Genomic DNA, 18181 nt, shown 5'->3' on the forward strand with positions numbered 1-18181 from the left:
AAGTGATTCAAAGCTCTAAGGTTTTCCATGGGAGTGGAAAAAATATTAAAAAAATGGGGTGAAGTTATATAATTAAAACGACAAAATATTTAATACTTAAGGAGTATTGCAAATGAGCATATCCGAAAGAACTATAACTAATTTAGTAACACTTGAAGAACGAGATATTCCAGGATTAATTGCGCTTTCAGCATCAATTGGATGGGATTATGATAAAGAAGAAATTCATACAGTAATGTCATCTGGAAAAGTTTACGGGCATAAGAATGAAGAGGGTAAAATTGTATCTAGTGCAGCAATTATTCCGTATGGATTAAGTGTAGCATCTATTGGTATGGTCATTGTTCATCAAGATTACAGAGGTATAGGACTTGGAAGAAAAGTAACACAAAAGTGTTTAGACTCTGTTTCTTGCGCTAAAATGGTTATGCTAATTGCAACAGATGAAGGAAAACCAATGTATGAGAGTATGGGGTTTAGAACTGCAGATAGTGTTCATAAATATCTTTGTGATAACTATCTTTCTATGAGATCAACCGATGCATTGAATATTGAAATCATTCCGATGCGTAAGGAAGATTTATCTCAAGTTACAAAGTTAGATAAGGATGCATTTGGAGAAGAAAGAAGAACCTTTTTGATCAACCGGATTAGCCAAGCAAAAGAGTCTCTAGTTGTCAAAAGTCTAGATGGAACTATCATAGGTTTTGGTTTGTCTATTTTAGGACCTATGAATCTTATACTTGGCCCCATTGTAGCACCTGATCATCATACAGCGTCTTTATTAATTGATAAATTAGCTAACAATCATCAAGGTAAATTAAGAATCGATATTCCTTCAGGGAATGAAGATTTTATGTTCCATTTAGAAAAATGTGGATTTGGAAAAGTAAGTCGACCGCCTATAATGATTAAAAATTCAAAGCAATTACCACCACGTAATAAAACATTATATGGAATAGCTGCACAGATTTTTGGATGATTTTGTTCTTCAGTAAAACCAAAGACAATAAAAGCTCATGTGTTATTCAAGAAAAGGGTGCATTTCTTCAAGAAGGAGAAGTGCTCTTTTTTATGGAATTAAATAAGATAATTCAGCCGTAGCAAAAAAAATAAATAAGGACATAAACTAGAAGACGTAAAAACTATTTCATATCTTCAATTTGTTATTGATAGCTTCACAAATTAAGTAGAAATTATAAAAAAGAGAAGTTTTGAGCCGGAGGGGAAAATGCCACATAAAAAAGTAGTTTGGCTAGAGTTGTTTAATGATTTAATATTTGTAGCGGCTATTGCAAAGGTCACGCATATTTTACTGCATGTAGAAAAAGGAATTATTCCCTCTGGTTATTTGATTAAATTTATTTTAATCTTTGTGCCAATTTGGTGGGCTTGGGTTGGGCAGACATTGTATATTAACCGATATGGTGACGATAGTCTTTTACAACGGGTATTCCTGATCATACAGATGATCTTTATTATCTTGATGACTGCCAGTTTATCCGTTGATTTTGATCCTTATTATTTACCTTTTCTTGCTGGATATTTAGGCATTCGTTTTGTAACGGCATTTCAATATTTAATATCTGTTCGAAGAGAAAAAGGGGATAGGAAAAGGGTAGCCCAATTTTTAGGAAAAGGGTTCTTAGTAGGAGCGCTTATATCATTATGCTCTATTATTTTTGATGAATGGGTGAGATACCTGGTGTTGTATTTGGGGATAGCAATCGATACAATCATTCCACTTATGGGACATAAATATCTGAAGAGAGTACCCATAAATACTCCCCATCTTCTAGAAAGGTTCGGTTTATTAACTCTAATTTTATTTGGTGAGTTCATTGTAAGTATTATAGCGATCGTAAATGTGAAGGAGAGTATCCTTCCAGGTATAACGGCGTTACTGGCCTCATTTATTTTGGTTATCGCTCTATGGTGGCAGTATTTCGACAACTTGGAGAAAAAAATTAATAAAGAAAGCAGAACTTCGGGTCAAATCATTATTTATGGCCATCTAATCATTTACATGTCATTAAGCATACTCGCATCTACCATCCAACTGTCTCATATTTATGAAGTCGATACCATCTTTTTAGTAAACCTTTCTTTTGCTGCAAGCCTTATTTATTTTGGAGGAACAAGTATAGTTTTTCATAAGTACCGTTTTAAAGAAGATCGTTTAGGGTTTCCGCATTTAACCCTATTTTTGGGGATAATCTTTTTATTTTGGTCAACCAGTTTACTTATACCAATAAGTGGTCTCATCATATTAGTTGAAATGGCATTATTCTTTATTGTTTTTGCGTTTATAACCGTTAAATAGTATTTACCAATTGTTTTGTTTATTCCAAGACCCGCTTTTCCAAAACAATGATTATAAGTGGTTAGGTACAACAAGCAAGTTATTCCACAATCGGGTGCATTTCTTTAAGAAGGAGAAGTGCTCTTTCTAAGGCATGATTATTATGGAAATTAACCCCTTATTAAGGAGCTTGTTTTTATGAACTCTATTAGAGTGATATTTTCATCTAAGTGGTTTGGCTATCCTTTAATTTTTGGTCTTCTTTTGGGGCTTACTATAAATACTCGATAATTAAGATCGTAATATTTACTGTTTTAGTGGCATTCTTATTTTCTATATTGCCTACAACTATAAATACAATAGCTAATGAATATGTGAATCCTAAAGACTTTACAGTTGATTGGCTATCAAATAATGGTGACCCATTTGAACTATTTGAAATAATTAGTGGAATGCCATACTATCCAATCGGAATTGATGATAACGGAGAATATTGTTAATAGTCTCAAACGGGTGCATTTCTTGAATAGAATAGACATAAAAAGAGCAGTCAACAGGATCTCTGACTGCCTATTTACATAGGGGTTTCAAATATAACATACGATTTTCAAGCAAGAAAGAGCAGTCGGACTTATAATCCGACTGTTTTTGTTTATACAATTAGTTATTTGTGAACATGACAAAAAGCATAAGTGGTCTCCTAAAGGCTATTTAGTGGAGAAATAATCTCCGCAAAATCATTTTTTGGGGTATTAACCAAAGTTGAGACTGGATAACTCTCCATTTCCTCCGCAGGATACATATTAAAGGAGTCTTCATGAAGAGAAACAATGGTAAGGATTTGGGTTCCATGCGCAATATTATATCGGGGAGAAAGTTCACCTAAGAATTCAATGGCAAATGAATCTTGTAGCTGGTTTAAGTCTTCAGTTAAGCTGTACCTTCCGCACATAAAGAATCACCTCAAAATAATAATTTCCCTAAAAAGATTTCATTAATCATTTCTTTATTAAACAAAAAAGCCAGAACATTAAGCTCCGGCGTCTTTTCTTAACTACACTTTAAATTGTTCATTGAGTTGCTTTAACTCATCTGATAATTCCATTAGTTCTTTTGCTTGGCCATTAATTTCATCAGTAGCGGCACTCATTTGTTGAGTTGAGGCGGATACTTCCTCAATGCCCGCTGAGTTTTCTTCAGAAACAGCAGCTATTTCTTCAATATCGTTCTTTATGCTATCTTGTCTATTTAAGACATTTTCAAGTTGAACAGCCATTTGATCTATAAGAATATTCATTGACTGTATAGTATCTGAAATATCGCTGAACGTTGCTCCAGTTTCATTCAATGTAGATCTACCATCTGTTGTAATGGTTAAACTATTGTTTAACATAACGACCATTTCTTTAGAACTACCGTTTACCTTGTTTACAATACCATTAATCTCTCTAACAGAAGTGGATACTTGTTCAGCAAGCTTTCTTACCTCATCGGCAACTACCGCGAAACCTCTTCCGTGTTCTCCAGCACGAGCTGCTTCTATTGCAGCATTTAAAGCTAGAAGATTTGTTTGGTCTGCAATTTCACTAATAAACGTGACAAGATCTGTTACTTTATTTGTATTCCTTTCTAACTCATTCATTCGAGTTACGGCTTGTTCAACTGTTTCATAGATTTTTTCCATACCCTGCTTAGAGGAATCCATTAATTTCGAACCAATTTCCGTTTTATCAGAGATCTGAAGAGAAGAGTCTTTTACTTGTTGGCCATGCTCATTGGTTGCCTGAATTAAATCAGAGAACTCATTCATTTTGTCTAACATGGCAGCTGTACTCGTTGCTTGTGTTTCCGCACCAGATGCCATTTCTTCCATAGTCGTTGCAACTTGATTAGACCCCTCATTAACCTCTGAAGAAGTTTGATTTAAACGATTACTTTGTTCATTAACCTGGATAGAGAGGGATTGAATTTTACCTACCATTGTTTCAAGTGTACCTGTCATGCTTTGCATCACTTGTCCCAGTTGACTGATTTCATCTTTAGATTTCAAGTTCAATTCAGAAACAGCGGTCTTTGCTGATTTGATATCACCTTCAGAGATCAGTGTTGCTACTTCACTTAAGCTGGTTAAAGGGCCCAGCTTCTTCTTTAAGAAGATATTTAGTAAGACTAAAACTACTCCTAAAGAAACTATAGATATTATTAAGAAAATAGGTAATGAGTTTTTGAGTACATGATTGGAAATCGAATTTACATCAGAGGCATCAATATCAATACCGATTATGCCTATAACTTTTCCATTCTTATCTTTTAATGGAGCAAAAGCGCTTAAGTAATCCCCGTATTCAGGGTCATGTACGATCTGAGTGCTGCTTGTTCCTCCTTTTAAAGCGGGTGCTACATCTTCAAAAGTAGTTGATGTTGTATTTGAGCCAATTTCACTTGCTACTTCTGAGTCTTCTGGTTGCCCATCTACCATTATTTTTACTTTGTTATCTTCATCAACAAGCAATGTATACAGGTAAAGTGCCCCGACTTTCTCTCTAAAATCATTAAGATGATCCCGGATTTTCCAATAATCATCATTGGAATCCGGATTAGATAAGAAAGCTTTATAATCCTCAGGATCAATACTTTCTGCAACCCTGCTTGCGTGTAATATGCTGGTCCCCTGAATAGTTTCTTCAGCAGAAGAAATTGTATTGAAATATAAAAATCCACTATTCATGCTAAATATAATTCCCATTACAATTAATAGGAATATAGATAGGGATTTTCTTAAAGATTTAACTCGTTTTATCAACGTTACTTCCCCCTTAAACAATAAAATACAACGTTTATATCGGAGGGCTTTATAAAACATTTACTGGTTTATATTTACAAAAATTGCTTATGGGATAAAAATATTTCGTTAAAGTTTTGCCATAAAAAAGCCCAGGTAATTAACCCGGGTAAAAAGGTAAGTTTGGTAGAGGTAATATTAATTATTACTTCAATACATAGCGTTTAATCAAAAAAAGCAAAAATGGACAAATTATATCTGCTTCATTTCACTAATTATTTTCCATTGGTTTCCTAAAGAACACTCATATTTGTTTGTTACATGTCTTTAGGTAATGGTTTTATTGACCATTATGAAGAAACAAATAATAAAAGAAGAAACTCCTTATTTAGAAGGTACAACCAACACTTTAATCATTGAAATTACTATTTTAAACAATGTGTTCGTTCAACAATCAGGTACATTTCTTCACGAAGGATGAATGCACCTTATTATTGAAATAGAGAAAAGTATAATTACTATTTAGGAGAGAAATGTTTTGACTTTTGAGCTTCAGCCAACCAAAGAAATAATTATAAATAAGTTACAGAATGTACTAACCAATAAGATGACTAGAGAAGAGTTCGATTTGTGGGCATACAAATGGGTAGAAAATTTTGATTGTAGAGATCGTTTATCCCCCGAGGAAGATAAATTACATAGTTATTTAATAGAATTAATGGCTATTGATTTAGAGATTGAAAAGGGCATTTATTTTCATAAAGACATTGAGATTAAGGATTGGATACAAAAAATTAATAATGGAGAACTATTATAATTTCTTTGATTCCAAATCGGGTGCATTTTTTCAAGAAGGAGAAGTGAATTTTTTTGATTAAAAGCACACCTTAAGAGGTTTTTTTAAGTTCTAATTTACAACTATTAAACTAGGTATATATCTTTCTCCTATGGGAAAACCTAAGAAAAAAGTGTTCCTGGGAGGATGTATCATGGAAGCGTTATTAGCTAGATTTTCTACCTATCAATTGAATCATCCTGATTTTGAATTGTTTTTGGAAAAACAAATTAAGGCGAGGTTAGGGTTAACGGCTAAGGTGAAATTAGAGAAGTTGATAATGGTAAGCGACAGATGTTATGTAACACTACCTAAACATCAAAATTCATCTAAAACAGTTAGAGAACTTAAGAAACTTTTCGGAAACTCAAATGATGATGAGTTCACTGAGAACATGGTAGAGTATTTCTTCGGACAAGGTTCTTTCCAAAGCATTTACATTATCAATGAAGCGGAATATAACGTACTAATTCATGTTCCTTTAAATTGATAAAATAAGTAAAAAATGAGCACTTTATAGGATCTTTTTTCATCTAAATAGGGGGTTATCTCAATAAATGCGATATCCCTTTTCCTATTAGATTGTTGACCAAATCTGGTATACCGTTTTACCTTCATGCCCAAACTAGAATCAAGTTTAATTGTTTCATAACTGAGGAGAAGAGAAGGTGGGGTTCACCACTGACGCTGAAAACTTATGGCTTTCAGTTAAATGAGGTTCTTATGGCTCTCTTAATTAATAAAAAATCGGATTCACGTGTAGGTAGAATTTGTAGGGGATTGACTTATTCAACAATCGGGTGCGTTTTATCAAAGGTTAGAGCTGCCAAAACAGGCAGCTTTTCTAATTTAAAAATGTTATAAGCAAACAATGTTTAACCTTGACTACATGATATTACTTCCACACCCGCCTTAACTTAAATACCTCTTGGATATAACCCCAGGTTGAGATAGGTGACATGAGCATCTGATAAAAGCAGACAAACACAAAAAACCCTAATTTATTCTTCCTGATTCGAAGTCCTAAACGTTTAAATACATGTTTTTGATATTGGTAAAGAAAACCGTAACTAATCAGAGTGAGCGGCAGCACTAAAAGTGTAGTGAGCCCTACGATCCAATAGTAACCAAAAAAGGAGAGGATAAGCCCAGGGAGCCAACAGAGTGTGTAAACAATGTCAAGGTAAGGCATGATAAGGTTTATCCCGGTCAGATATTTTAGATAAGCTTCCGGCTGTTGCCAAGGTTTCGTCTGTTTTAATGCTTCAATCATTCCTCTCGCCCATCTCGACCGCTGCTTAGCAAAATGGGGAAGCGTATCAGGTACATCGGTGAACGCAACAGCCAGAGGTTCAAAGTATACCTTCCATCCGTTCTTAAGAAGGTTCCATGTTAGCACGATATCTTCCCCTATGGCATCGGGCCATCCGCCGTGCTGTCTAATCCTCTCCGTGTCATAAATGCTGAAAGCACCTTGTGCAACGAGTGTGCCTTGATATAGTCCCTGCAGTCTTTTTATTGAAGCAATCCCTAAAAAATAATCCCATTCCTGCATGCGAGCGAGGAGGTTACCCCTGCTGTTACGAACGAGGATAGAACCAGCAACAGCACAGATATCCAGTGGGGCGCTCTTTATCCTTGCGACTAAGAAACGAACAGCTGAGCGATGAAGAATCGTATCGGCATCGAGTGTGATTACGTATTGAGTCGTGACAGATTCTAGAGCACTGTTTAACGCATTAAACTTACCAGGACGCGTTTCTCTTAGAACTGTTACATCCAAATTAAAAGCTGTTCCAGCTAATTCTGCCACTTTATATGTATCATCTGAAGATGCATTGTCGATCACAAAGACCTTTAGCTTACCTTTATAATCCTGTTTACTGATATAACTTAACGTTCTCGATATGACTTCTCCTTCATTTCGTGCAGCAATCAAGATACTTACTGTATCAGAAGGATTTTCGTTTTTAAAAGGAGGCTGTTTATCAAAGATTAAGGAAATCACCAGGAATGCATTAAGGTAGCCTGGTATATAAGAGATTCCCGCTATAATAAATAAAGCAATTGGATAACTTACAACATTGGAGAGATCGTTAAGCCAGGGGAGTGAAACATAAATCGAAAAAATCATCCAAATGAAAGATGCAGAATGACTAAGCCAAAATTTTAGAAAGACAGGTATGTAGATAGATCTATTTAAAGGTCTTCTTACTTCTTTTCTAGGAGGAAGTGGATGATGGAAATGTAATTTCATAAAAGTATCCTCATTTTAACTAGTACTTTCTTCTTTATATCGGCATTAGTAAGAATTACTACACACGATTTAGATAATGTACTTTTTAAGATTTTTGAAGGAAATACTTTCAGTTTGACAACAAAAGATGAACTGGAGAACAGAAATAAATACTCAGGAAAAAAGTAGATTAAAGATAATCATGAGAAAAGACGATTAGTTATTGCAGAAAATATGAACCAATGAACAACGCTACCAAAAGATGGTGTTTTTCTTTCATCTACTTAACAAGTATGATAAAAGATAAGTAGGTGGTGAAAGTATGTTTAAATGGATTCTTGGGTTCTTAGTGGTTCTAATTGCACTGGGATTTGTCGGATATAACTATGTCATAGACTATGCTTCGGATAAAGTGATGGATCAAGTTTCGAAAACTTTAGTGGGTCATGAAGAGGAAGTAAACCAGCTCTTGAATGATCCTGAGGTTAGAAAGTACGTAGAGGACGGAGAACAGGCACCCGCAAACTTACCGTTCACGACAAAAGAAGAAGCAATAAAGGTTGTTTCTGCAAAGTATTCTGTTAATGAAATGGTTGAATTACGGGATAAAGTACGCGAAGGATTGACAAGTGAAGAGAAAGCGGAGATCTATCAAGGTCTTCAGTCCAAATTGTCAGAAGAAGAACTGCAGGCTTTAAAAGTTGTTGCTCTTAAAGAAATGCAAAAAAATAACCAGTAAAAGTCCTTGTTTAGGGGCTTTTTTCTTTTTTACAACTGTTGAAGGAAATAATAGAAGAAAAAGCCTCTTGGAGAATAAACTCTGGAGGCTTTTCTTCATTTATTCTGCTTTCTTAAAAATTAAAGCTGTGTTATGCCCTCCGAACCCTAAAGCATTACTGAGTGCGGCTCTTACCGAGGTCTTTCTGGCTACATTTGGAACGAAGTCTAGATCACACTCAGGGTCTGGCGTGTTCAAATTAATTGTAGGAGGAATGATACCCGTATTGATGGTAAGCAAAGTAAAGATAGCCTCGATTGCACCGGCAGCGCCCATCATATGTCCTGTCATGGATTTGGTTGAACTGATTGGGACTTGATAAGCCCTTTCTTTTAAGAAAGACTTGATGGCTTGAGTTTCAAATTTATCATTATAGGTTGTGCTTGTTCCATGAGCATTGATATAGCTGATATCGTCTTTCGAAAGGCCGGAATCATGGAGTGCTCCTTCCATAGCTCGCACAGCCCCTTCGCCGCCAGGAGCAGGTGAGGTGATATGGTAAGCATCAGAAACAGATGCATATCCTGCTATCTCCCCATAAATAGTAGCATTTCTACTAAGAGCAGATTCTAATGATTCTAGCACTAGTGCACCAGCTCCTTCCCCCATAACAAGACCATCTCGGTTCTGATCGAAAGGACGACAGCCTGACTTTGGATCCGGATTGGTAGAAATCGCTCCCATCGCACAAAATGCGCCAATACCAAGTGGAGTAAGAGAAGCTTCTGAGCCACCAGCGATCATGACATCAGCTTCGCCCCTCTGGATGACTCGAAAGGCATCACCTATAGCATTAGATCCAGAAGCGCAGGATAGAACCGTACAAGAATTTACACCTTTAGCTCCTAAGGCAATGGACACCTGACTGGATGCCATATTGGAAATAACAGTTGTAGTCGAAAAAGGGTAGAGATTCTGATAACCCCCTGCTTGAAGGTCTTTATACGTTTCTTCAAAACTCCCAATTCCTCCGATAGCCGTTCCAAACGATACACCTATTCGTTCTTGAGGGTAGGTCTCGCCTGGTAAAATTCCTGAATCCCTAAGAGCCATAATTGAAGATGCTACTGCGTATTGTGTGAAACGATCCATACGGTGCCGTTCATTTACATACATATAGTCTGATAGATTGAAATTCTTTACTTCAGCAGCAGTTTTCGCTGAAAAATCTGTACAGTCAAACCTAGTCAATTTACCAATGCCTGATATCCCTTTTTTAGCAGCTTCCCATGTCTCGTTTACTGAATTCCCAAGCGGAGTAATAGCTCCCATCCCTGTAACAACGACTCTTTTCATCTTAACTCCCCTTTTGTATTTATATGGAAGTTTTATATTTCGACAAAATCATCCAAATACCTTTAATTAATTTACATTAAAGTTAAAATATGGATAATAGGTTTTTGATTTAAGAAAGTGGAGTTTAGAACTCTCTAAATTTATGATTTGAATATTCCAATACTGTGAAACTATGGTAAAATAATACATGCTGTTATCTTACTAAATGAAACGGGGAGTATTTTGTGGGGATAGGAATTAATAAAAAGTATTTGAGAGTAACGTTAGCTGCTTCGTTTATTTTTGCATCACTTACTACAACGGTTGTAAATGGAGAAGATCTTTCAAAGCCGATCAAGTTTGCAGTAGAAGGTGACTCTCCCGCACTGCATCCAACTGGTGACAGAATTATTATCACTGATCAGGTAAATGTAGAAGGAAAAAGCTATCCGAATGAGATTTTTGATGTTCATACTGGTGAACGGTTAACAACGTTCACCTCTGATAATAACACTGGAAGCTATCAATTTAGTCCTGAAGGAACCTACATGGTATCAGCAGGAGATTACACGATTGTACGTGATGGAAACACTGGGGAATACCTTTATGACATTCCGTATTCTTGGGGTAGTATCGCTTTTCAGGCAAGCAATGATGAAATAGCAGCATTTGCAAGCAGTTCAGGGAGAAGTTATTCACAGGAAGACCATATTGCCATTTATAATATGAAAACCAAACAAGTGCTTTTTGAAAAGACCTATGATGAGGTAGCCAATACAGAAATCGCTCTTCACCCATACCAACCAATTCTTGCTGCTAGTCACGGAAAAGATGTAGAGATCATCAATTATGAAACACAAGAAACGATTGCAACAATAATAAATCCTTTTCAATTAGAGGAAAGTCAAAGTTTTCATGCGATATGGGGGATAACATACAGCCCTGATGGGGAAAGTCTATTCTTAATCAGCAGTGCAAAATCTCAAATGATCGTTTTGGACGGACAAAATGGATATGGCAAGAAAACATTGACTTCTTCACAATTTGTGAATAAGCCTATAGATGGCGCGGATATCTATCGTTGGGTTGATATTGATTTAACTCCGGATGGAAACAGTATTTATACTACAAACTATGACGGAATCAAATTTTATGATATAGAAAGCGGAGAATTGACATATTATATTAAGTCACACACCTCCATGGATCTAATAAGTTTCTCCAATCATCCTGAGTACCTTGCGATTGAAAGAGGTAAAGGTAATTACTATACCACGTTTACACAGATCATGGAATTACCTTTTCAGTCACCATCAGGAAACTGTATAGCATTCGAAGATCCATTCATCACGCTAAACACTGGTCAAAGTACGTATTATGGAATGGATTATTACTTTGATGGTACGAAAACATTGCTTGATCCGAGACAAGTAACGCTAGTATCAAGTGATCCGGAGATCGTTGCAGTGGATGAAAACAGAAAAATCATTGGACAAAAAGAAGGAAGTACTAAGGTTACAGCTTACTACCGCGGTTTTTCAGAAACGATGAACGTGCATGTAAGAGATGAGAAAGAATCGAACATTCATATCAACCCTCTTTATGACTCCAGCTTTTACGTAACAGGTACGGCTGTGCCTGAGGCTACTATATTCACGTGGTTTGATGGAATGGAATATCGTTCAACGGTAAACCAAGACGGGACTTTTTCTTTTTATTTAAATAAGCCATTAACAGCAAATACAAAGATCAGAGTAATGGAGCAATATCAGGATGCAGACGGAGACCAAATGGACGAGCAGTGGATTAATGTACTGCGGGATACTGTAGCTCCTGGAATACCAGTTGTTAGTCAAGTCAATGACCAATATGATACAGTAAGCGGAAAAGCAGAACCATTATCAACTATTCGTATTCAATTAAATTCAACTACAACCAAGTCTGTAAAAGTGGACGGGGAAGGAAAGTACAAGCTTGTTATTCCAGGTATCAAGGCTGGGCAGAACCTAGACGTAAAGTCTCAAGACCGTTCAGGAAACTTGAGCAAGCCAAAGAAAATGTCGGTTGTAGACCGCACACCGCCATCCATGCCAAAAGTGAACAGCATCTATAAGACTTCCACGAAAGTTACAGGAACGGCAGAGAATAATGCTTCTGTATTTGTGGTTGCTGGCGGAAAAACGTATAAAGGCACTGCTTTAAGTGGTTCTTACAGCATTACGATTCCGGCACAAAAACAATACGCGAAAGTAAGTGTTTACGCGACAGATGCTGCAGGCAACAAAAGTAGTACAGCTGTAGTTTCGGTGAAATAGCTTGATGAGAATATACAATAGAAAAAAAGAAAGGACATTCAGGCAACTTCAGCTTGAATGTCTTTTTTAATAATGAATCCATTTATTTTTATATGCTTTAATAACAGCAGATGTTCGGTCGGGAACATCCAATTTATTAAGGATAGAGCTTACATGGTTCTTTACAGTGCTCTCTGTTAAAAATAAGTGTTTGGCTACATTTTCGTTACTTGATCCTTCAGCTATTAGCTGGAGAACTTCCCATTCGCGTTTTGTAAGTGAAAAATGCGGCGGTTTAACATAATTGGAACTTTCACTAATATATTCTTCAAGTAAAAGGGAAGATAGAGCAGGGTGTAAATATGGTTTATTGTTCTGAAAGAGTTTTAAGGCTTCTATTATTTCGGATAAATGAAAGGAACTTGAAAAGTATCCTGTGAATTTTTGTTGAAGAAGATATTTTATGTCAGTTTCATCGTTTGACTCCATAAGCACAATGATTTTTACACCTTTACCTTTTAACTGTTTTAATACTTTCAATGTTTTGGGTTCAGGCGTTTCAATATGTATGAAGAGCAGATCTCCTATATTCATGGAAATAGTATCCAATTCCAGCATATTGTTGAGACGGTATATATGAATGGAATGAAACACTTCTCTGATAGCTACATACAATTCCTCTTGTATGATGGGAATTCTATGGATTAAAAAAATACTCAAAGAAAATCCTCCTAAAGTGAAAGATGGCTTTTCTAATATAAGGTATTTTTAGTAATTTTGTAATAAAAAAACATCTATTTCCTGAATTTACCGCATTGTATATGATACGTTGCTGTGGAATGATCAGCAATTTCTGGAAACCTACACCTCTAACTGGGAAAACTATATTGACAGTGTATCTTTTATCGATTTCTTAATGCAGAAATATGGAAAAGAAAAGACGTTAAAACTGGTTGCTGAAAATGATAACGAATCCATCTTTAAACGATTTGCCAAGGATCTCTAAACCTTAATAAGTGAATGGAAACAAGCTGATTAAATTAATACAAGAAGAGGGGCAATAAACGGCCTCTCTTTTTTATTTGCCTAAGATTAAATCACTGTAAGTATGTAAATTTTTACCGATATAACTAAGGAAAAAGCACTAGTATTCATTACATGAATAAGTAAGAATGGTTTATTACAACGTTGAGGTGAAAATCCCTGTGAGAAAAGCTTTGTTACCAGCATCACTGGTTATGACAGTTCTATTTTTCGGTATATTGTTAGCTTACCTTTTATATGAGTTCATGCCGCCAAAACAAGCCCAGCCTGTAGAAAAAATAAAAACAGAGGTGGTTACAAAAGAGGTTCCGGTTTCTGCTCCTTTACAAAAAGGGAACTTAAAAGACATCATTAAAACTACCCAAAATAAAGTGGTACAAATTGAAACACCTGAAGGTACGGGATCAGGTTTTCTTTATAACGATCAAGGTGACGTGGTTACAAACGCACATGTTGTAGGGTATGAGACCAAAGTAACTATTAAAACAAGTGATAAGAAGAATTATGAAGGTAAGGTGATTGGTCGCAGTGAACACACTGATATTGCTCTCGTTCGTGTTGAGAGTCTAGCGAAAATCAAACCATTAAAAATAAAACGCGATACCGCTGAACTAGGAGACGACGTGGTTGCACTTGGCAGTCCCCTCGGTCTTCAAAATACGGTGACAGTAGGAATTATAAGCGGGTTGGATCGCTCGTTTTCATTGGGTCCTTTTGTCTATGAAAATATGTACCAGATTACCGCTCCCATATCACCAGGTAACAGTGGTGGACCAATCGTCAGTGGCATTGATGGAGCAGTACTTGGCATTAACTCAGTTAAACATACAACAGAGCATATCGGGTTTAGCATTCCGATTTATACGGTACTTCCAACGCTTGAAAAGTGGTCTAAAAATCCAATGGTCTTTGAGGAGTACCAGGAATATTATGATTTCGAAGTACCGGAATACGAGGGAGATATTACAAAGGACTATGATGAGGAATACGATAGCGACACTTCTTATGGTACAGAAGAAGATTATGATGTAGAAGAAGAGGAGGAGTCCTATTCCGATGAATATCCGTATGTAGAAGAGTATCCTTATGAGGAGGATTATCTATATGAAGAAGATTATCAGGATGATCAGAATCTAATAGAAGATGAAGCCGTAGCTGTTGTTGATTAGTATTACAACTACATTAACTATGGTGATTATTGGAGTGCGTATGAGCTTATCGGGGGGAACTGGAAAGCATCTTCTCCATCAGTCGAGGAGTTTGCGGCTGGATATTCTAACACGCTTTCAACTTCTATCTTAGAATCCTCAGTCAGCTTGAATGAGGATAGTACCTATCAAGTCGATATCACGCTTGAAGCTTATGAATCAGTAAGTACGGGGGAACAAACATCGACCTATTACATGTCATATGTGGTGGGATATGAAGATGGTGTTGTAAAGCTTCTTGGAGGAGAAATGCAATAACCTCAGAGCCAAAAAAAAATAGTAATGACCAGTATTTTACATCTAGTATTTACCCATGAATTTGATTTAAGATGCGAATATATATGATTGTGACGAAGCCTTGGAGATGTGGGCTTCTTTTCTTTGTAAAATAAATATAGACGCTTTACTAATAATCAGCTATAACAAGAAATAGAGCTACTTTTTATTTTAGTTTGGACTTCAGGAGGACCACCATGTTATTTAGTTCAACTGTCTTTTTATTCTTATTTTTACCTATCGTACTTTTAGCTTATTATATTTGTCCAAAAAAACTGCGAAACACCTTATTACTAATCGTAAGTTTATTTTTCTATGCATGGGGAGAACCAGCTTTTGTTCCGATCATGTTGTTCTCTATTCTTATGAACTATACGTTCGGTCTGATCGTTGATAAGGTTAGAGAACGGAGAACAGCCATTCGATTGACCATGACATTGATGGTTCTATCGAACGTATCTCTTCTTTGTTACTACAAGTATGCCATATTCTTTGTTGAAAACATTAATGGTCTATTTAACTCGTCTTTTGCTGTTCCTGAAATTTTACTTCCATTAGGTATCTCGTTCTACACGTTCCACTCCATGAGTTATGTTATTGATGTATATCGTAAACATGGGGATGTGCAAAAGAATCCGATCAACATGGCACTTTATATTGCCTTTTTTCCACAGCTTGTTGCGGGTCCACTAGTGAGGTATCAGACGGTTGCTGCTCAGTTGAAACACAGAGTTGAGACGTTTGACAAGTTTACGGAAGGTGTTAAGCGTTTTATCATTGGTTTGGCTAAAAAAATGCTTTTAGCCAACAACGTTGGTTTGATTGCCGACGAAATTTTCAAAACACCTACGAACGAGTTGTCTGTCGGTATGGCTTGGATCGGAATTATTGCGTATTCCCTACAAATTTACTTTGATTTTTCTGGTTACTCTGATATGGCCATCGGTCTAGCGAAGATGTTTGGAATCGACTTCTTAGAGAACTTTAATTATCCGTATGTTTCAAGAACGATCTCAGAGTTTTGGCGCAGATGGCACATTTCACTTGGTACATGGTTCCGTGATTATGTGTATATCCCACTTGGCGGAAGCAAAAAAGGTAAACTGATCACGTATCGAAATCTGTTTGCCGTGTGGTTCATAACCGGCTTTTGGCACGGAGCCAGCTGGACGTTTGTCGCTTGGGGGCTATATTTCGGTATCATTATTGCGATTGAAAAAGCCTTCTTAGAAAAATTAATATTCAAATTATGGCGGCCACTGCAGCATATGTATGCTCTTGTATTGATCATTAGTGGTTGGGTACTGTTTAGAGCGGAGACTTTTTCTTATGCATTTGGTTATTTAAAAGTCATGTTTGGGTTCGGCAATGTTCCGCTCTTTGATGAAAGAGCTGCCTTCTACCTAACGAATTATTCTGTCTTATTATGTCTTGCGATTATAAGTGCTACTCCTTTATTTAAGTGGTTGATGGAGAAATTATTCACAACTGGATCTAATAAAGTTTTCGTTATAGGTAATGAAATTGGCGCACCTGTTTATTACGCTGCAGTTCTCTTACTGTCCATTGCGTACATGGTTAATGCCACATTCAATCCATTTATTTATTTCAGGTTTTAAGGTGGGCTATTAAATGAGGAAAACAATCGGGGATAAAATCTTAGCAGTTTCGTTTATAGGTTTGATCGGATTTGTCGGAGTGGGTATGGTTTTCGCTGAAGATACGAAAATTTCGCAGCTTGAAAACCGGGAAATGGCTTCCCTGCCTCTTTTTGAAGAAGGGGAGGACTTAATTTCCGGAGAGTATTTTGGGGAGTTTGAAACGTATTATAATGATCAAGTTTATAAAAGGGAAGAATGGCTTGAACTCTATTCTACGTTTAAGAAAGAATTTATGCAGGAAAAAGTTGTAAACGGCGTATTTTTAGGTGAAGATAGTTATCTTCTGCAAGCTGTAAATAAAATCGAGGATCTTAAGGATGAACACCAACAGATAAACAAGTTTATTGAGTATGGAGATTCAAAAGGCCTTGACGTTTATTATACGATGGCGCCAACCAAAGTAATGGCAAATCAAGATAAGCTGCCAGCGTTTGCTGAAGACTACTCACAAGAGAATGCAGAGAACTTTTTAAATGGTCTTAGTCCTAAGACAAACACAATAGACCTACGTGAGAACATTATCGAGAAGAACCAAGATGAGCAATTGTACTTTTATACGGATCACCACTGGAAACAAAAAGCGGCTTTCTATGGCTACCAACAAGTGATCAATGAGTTAGGTAAGAAACATCCAGAGGTTGGAGAACCGAAAGACTTCTCAGATTTTGAGGTGAAAACATTCAAAAAACCTGGATTCTATGGTTCTGCTGCTCGATTATCGAATAAAGCGTATGCGGAGAAAGCCGATCAAATCGAAATCATGGAACCAAAAGATGGTTACGATGGATATGATGTTTGCATTAAAGGGCAATGCGGCAAACCGTTCTACGATATAAGCAAACAAGAAGACACAGAAATGTATGCGGACCGCTATAATGTCTATATGGGCGGCAACGCATCCAATATTGTGATCAAGAATGAAAAAGCTGAGAATGATCTTAAGGTATTGATTTTGAAGGATTCTTATGCCAACCCGATGATTCCGCTCTTGAGTTCACACTTTAAGGAAGTGCATGTGATCGACCTACGCTTAAATGGCGGAAACATGTATGATTATGTAGATAAACAAGATCTGGATATGGTGGTATTCGTCCATAACGTATCATCAGCCATTCAAACACCAAATCTGTATACGTTTGAGGGTAGAAATAAATAAGAAATTAAAGCTTGCAGGATAGCCTGCAGGCTTTTTATTTTGTTGAATTACGAATTTATCAGGAATATTTGGCCTGATTAATAAAAATAAATATAATGATTGCAGAAGAAGTTGATATCACTGATAACCAAGGTGAACCAGCGTATTATTATCCCAACTATACCAATTTAACTAATGATTGTTTTATAAAAGTCCCATACTCTGAGGAGGTTCATAAAATTAATGCGTATCAAGAACAAATAAAGAATTTTGTTGCATCTGAAGTGATTTCTATATAAGTATATCCTTATAGATTAAATATTCAGATTTTTATTTCTTCTTCTACCTAAGTTTG

The 18181-nt window shown here is 36.3% G+C and carries 17 protein-coding genes; 13 read left to right on the forward strand and 4 right to left on the reverse strand.

Annotation, left to right across the window (positions count from 1 at the left end; translation table 11 throughout):
- The first annotated feature begins 112 nt into the window (after positions 1 to 112).
- Together IEV52_RS02835 and IEV52_RS02840 are read left to right on the forward strand one after the other, a co-directional pair.
- Entirely contained in the window at positions 113 to 982 is an 870-nt protein-coding gene (locus IEV52_RS02835; protein WP_188401011.1) for a GNAT family N-acetyltransferase, read from the forward strand.
- Positions 983 to 1231: 249 nt separating this feature from the next.
- Positions 1232 to 2323: a low temperature requirement protein A gene (locus tag IEV52_RS02840; protein WP_188401012.1), complete on the forward strand. Its 1092-nt coding sequence runs from the start codon at positions 1232 to 1234 to the stop codon at positions 2321 to 2323.
- 1033 nt (positions 2324 to 3356) lie between these two features.
- Here the strand turns inward: IEV52_RS02840 and IEV52_RS02845 are convergent.
- Complete coding sequence (locus IEV52_RS02845) at positions 3357 to 5105, reverse strand: methyl-accepting chemotaxis protein (protein ID WP_188401013.1); 1749 nt, start codon at positions 5103 to 5105, stop codon at positions 3357 to 3359.
- A 331-nt stretch (positions 5106 to 5436) separates the two neighbouring features.
- On the opposite strand from IEV52_RS02845, the gene IEV52_RS22495 reads away from it, so the two are divergent.
- From IEV52_RS22495 to IEV52_RS02855, 3 genes are all read left to right on the forward strand, one after another.
- On the forward strand, positions 5437 to 5565 hold the full coding sequence (locus IEV52_RS22495) for a hypothetical protein (protein ID WP_268234745.1): 129 nt from the start codon (positions 5437 to 5439) through the stop codon (positions 5563 to 5565).
- A 57-nt stretch (positions 5566 to 5622) separates the two neighbouring features.
- On the forward strand, positions 5623 to 5901 hold the full coding sequence (locus tag IEV52_RS02850; RefSeq protein WP_188401014.1) for a hypothetical protein: 279 nt from the start codon (positions 5623 to 5625) through the stop codon (positions 5899 to 5901).
- Positions 5902 to 6073: 172 nt separating this feature from the next.
- On the forward strand, positions 6074 to 6409 hold the full coding sequence (locus IEV52_RS02855; RefSeq protein WP_188401015.1) for a hypothetical protein: 336 nt from the start codon (positions 6074 to 6076) through the stop codon (positions 6407 to 6409).
- A 405-nt stretch (positions 6410 to 6814) separates the two neighbouring features.
- Here the strand turns inward: IEV52_RS02855 and IEV52_RS02860 are convergent, their stop codons facing one another.
- Positions 6815 to 8176 carry a glycosyltransferase family 2 protein gene (locus tag IEV52_RS02860; RefSeq protein ID WP_188401016.1) on the reverse strand — a complete coding sequence of 454 codons (1362 nt, stop codon included), beginning with the start codon at positions 8174 to 8176 and terminating at the stop codon, positions 6815 to 6817.
- Between the two features lie 301 nt (positions 8177 to 8477).
- Here IEV52_RS02860 and IEV52_RS02865 point away from each other — a divergent pair, with 301 nt between their 5' ends.
- The gene (locus IEV52_RS02865) at positions 8478 to 8894 is read left to right on the forward strand and encodes a hypothetical protein (protein ID WP_188401017.1); all 417 of its coding nucleotides are present in this window, start codon (positions 8478 to 8480) and stop codon (positions 8892 to 8894) included.
- Between the two features lie 99 nt (positions 8895 to 8993).
- Here IEV52_RS02865 and fabF read toward each other — a convergent pair whose 3' ends face one another.
- On the reverse strand, positions 8994 to 10229 hold the full coding sequence (gene fabF, locus IEV52_RS02870; RefSeq protein WP_188401018.1) for a beta-ketoacyl-ACP synthase II: 1236 nt from the start codon (positions 10227 to 10229) through the stop codon (positions 8994 to 8996).
- 224 nt (positions 10230 to 10453) lie between these two features.
- On the opposite strand from fabF, the gene IEV52_RS02875 reads away from it, so the two are divergent.
- Positions 10454 to 12523 carry an Ig-like domain-containing protein gene (locus IEV52_RS02875; RefSeq protein WP_188401019.1) on the forward strand — a complete coding sequence of 690 codons (2070 nt, stop codon included), beginning with the start codon at positions 10454 to 10456 and terminating at the stop codon, positions 12521 to 12523.
- Positions 12524 to 12589: 66 nt separating this feature from the next.
- On the opposite strand, the gene IEV52_RS02880 is transcribed toward IEV52_RS02875, so the two are convergent.
- Positions 12590 to 13222 carry a response regulator transcription factor gene (locus tag IEV52_RS02880; protein ID WP_188401020.1) on the reverse strand — a complete coding sequence of 211 codons (633 nt, stop codon included), beginning with the start codon at positions 13220 to 13222 and terminating at the stop codon, positions 12590 to 12592.
- 109 nt (positions 13223 to 13331) lie between these two features.
- On the opposite strand from IEV52_RS02880, the gene IEV52_RS02885 reads away from it, so the two are divergent.
- The 6 genes from IEV52_RS02885 to IEV52_RS02910 all read left to right on the forward strand — a co-directional run bounded on the left by IEV52_RS02885 (position 13332) and on the right by IEV52_RS02910 (position 18125).
- Positions 13332 to 13508 (forward strand): hypothetical protein, encoded by a 177-nt coding sequence (locus tag IEV52_RS02885; protein ID WP_188401021.1) that lies wholly within the window; start codon positions 13332 to 13334, stop codon positions 13506 to 13508.
- Between the two features lie 199 nt (positions 13509 to 13707).
- Positions 13708 to 14715 (forward strand): S1C family serine protease, encoded by a 1008-nt coding sequence (locus IEV52_RS02890; RefSeq protein WP_205724048.1) that lies wholly within the window; start codon positions 13708 to 13710, stop codon positions 14713 to 14715.
- Between the two features lie 147 nt (positions 14716 to 14862).
- Positions 14863 to 15012 carry a hypothetical protein gene (locus IEV52_RS02895; protein ID WP_188401022.1) on the forward strand — a complete coding sequence of 50 codons (150 nt, stop codon included), beginning with the start codon at positions 14863 to 14865 and terminating at the stop codon, positions 15010 to 15012.
- A gap of 215 nt (positions 15013 to 15227) precedes the next feature.
- Entirely contained in the window at positions 15228 to 16649 is a 1422-nt protein-coding gene (locus IEV52_RS02900) for an MBOAT family O-acyltransferase (RefSeq protein WP_188401023.1), read from the forward strand.
- Between the two features lie 13 nt (positions 16650 to 16662).
- Positions 16663 to 17847 carry a DHHW family protein gene (locus tag IEV52_RS02905; RefSeq protein WP_188401024.1) on the forward strand — a complete coding sequence of 395 codons (1185 nt, stop codon included), beginning with the start codon at positions 16663 to 16665 and terminating at the stop codon, positions 17845 to 17847.
- 95 nt (positions 17848 to 17942) lie between these two features.
- On the forward strand, positions 17943 to 18125 hold the full coding sequence (locus IEV52_RS02910; RefSeq protein WP_188401025.1) for a hypothetical protein: 183 nt from the start codon (positions 17943 to 17945) through the stop codon (positions 18123 to 18125).
- Positions 18126 to 18181 lie beyond the last annotated feature (56 nt).

Source organism: Fictibacillus barbaricus, from assembly GCF_014635025.1.
GTDB lineage: Bacteria > Bacillota > Bacilli > Bacillales > Fictibacillaceae > Fictibacillus > Fictibacillus barbaricus.

Coding starts and splice junctions, on each gene's coding strand:
- IEV52_RS02910 (WP_188401025.1), top strand. CDS start 17,943: ATGATTGCAGAAGAAGTTGATATCACTGATAACCAAGGTGAACCAGCG.
- IEV52_RS02835 (WP_188401011.1), top strand. CDS start 113: ATGAGCATATCCGAAAGAACTATAACTAATTTAGTAACACTTGAAGAA.
- IEV52_RS02840 (WP_188401012.1), top strand. CDS start 1,232: ATGCCACATAAAAAAGTAGTTTGGCTAGAGTTGTTTAATGATTTAATA.
- IEV52_RS02900 (WP_188401023.1), top strand. CDS start 15,228: ATGTTATTTAGTTCAACTGTCTTTTTATTCTTATTTTTACCTATCGTA.
- fabF (WP_188401018.1), bottom strand. CDS start 10,229: ATGAAAAGAGTCGTTGTTACAGGGATGGGAGCTATTACTCCGCTTGGG.
- IEV52_RS22495 (WP_268234745.1), top strand. CDS start 5,437: ATGAAGAAACAAATAATAAAAGAAGAAACTCCTTATTTAGAAGGTACA.
- IEV52_RS02905 (WP_188401024.1), top strand. CDS start 16,663: ATGAGGAAAACAATCGGGGATAAAATCTTAGCAGTTTCGTTTATAGGT.
- IEV52_RS02865 (WP_188401017.1), top strand. CDS start 8,478: ATGTTTAAATGGATTCTTGGGTTCTTAGTGGTTCTAATTGCACTGGGA.
- IEV52_RS02860 (WP_188401016.1), bottom strand. CDS start 8,176: ATGAAATTACATTTCCATCATCCACTTCCTCCTAGAAAAGAAGTAAGA.
- IEV52_RS02855 (WP_188401015.1), top strand. CDS start 6,074: ATGGAAGCGTTATTAGCTAGATTTTCTACCTATCAATTGAATCATCCT.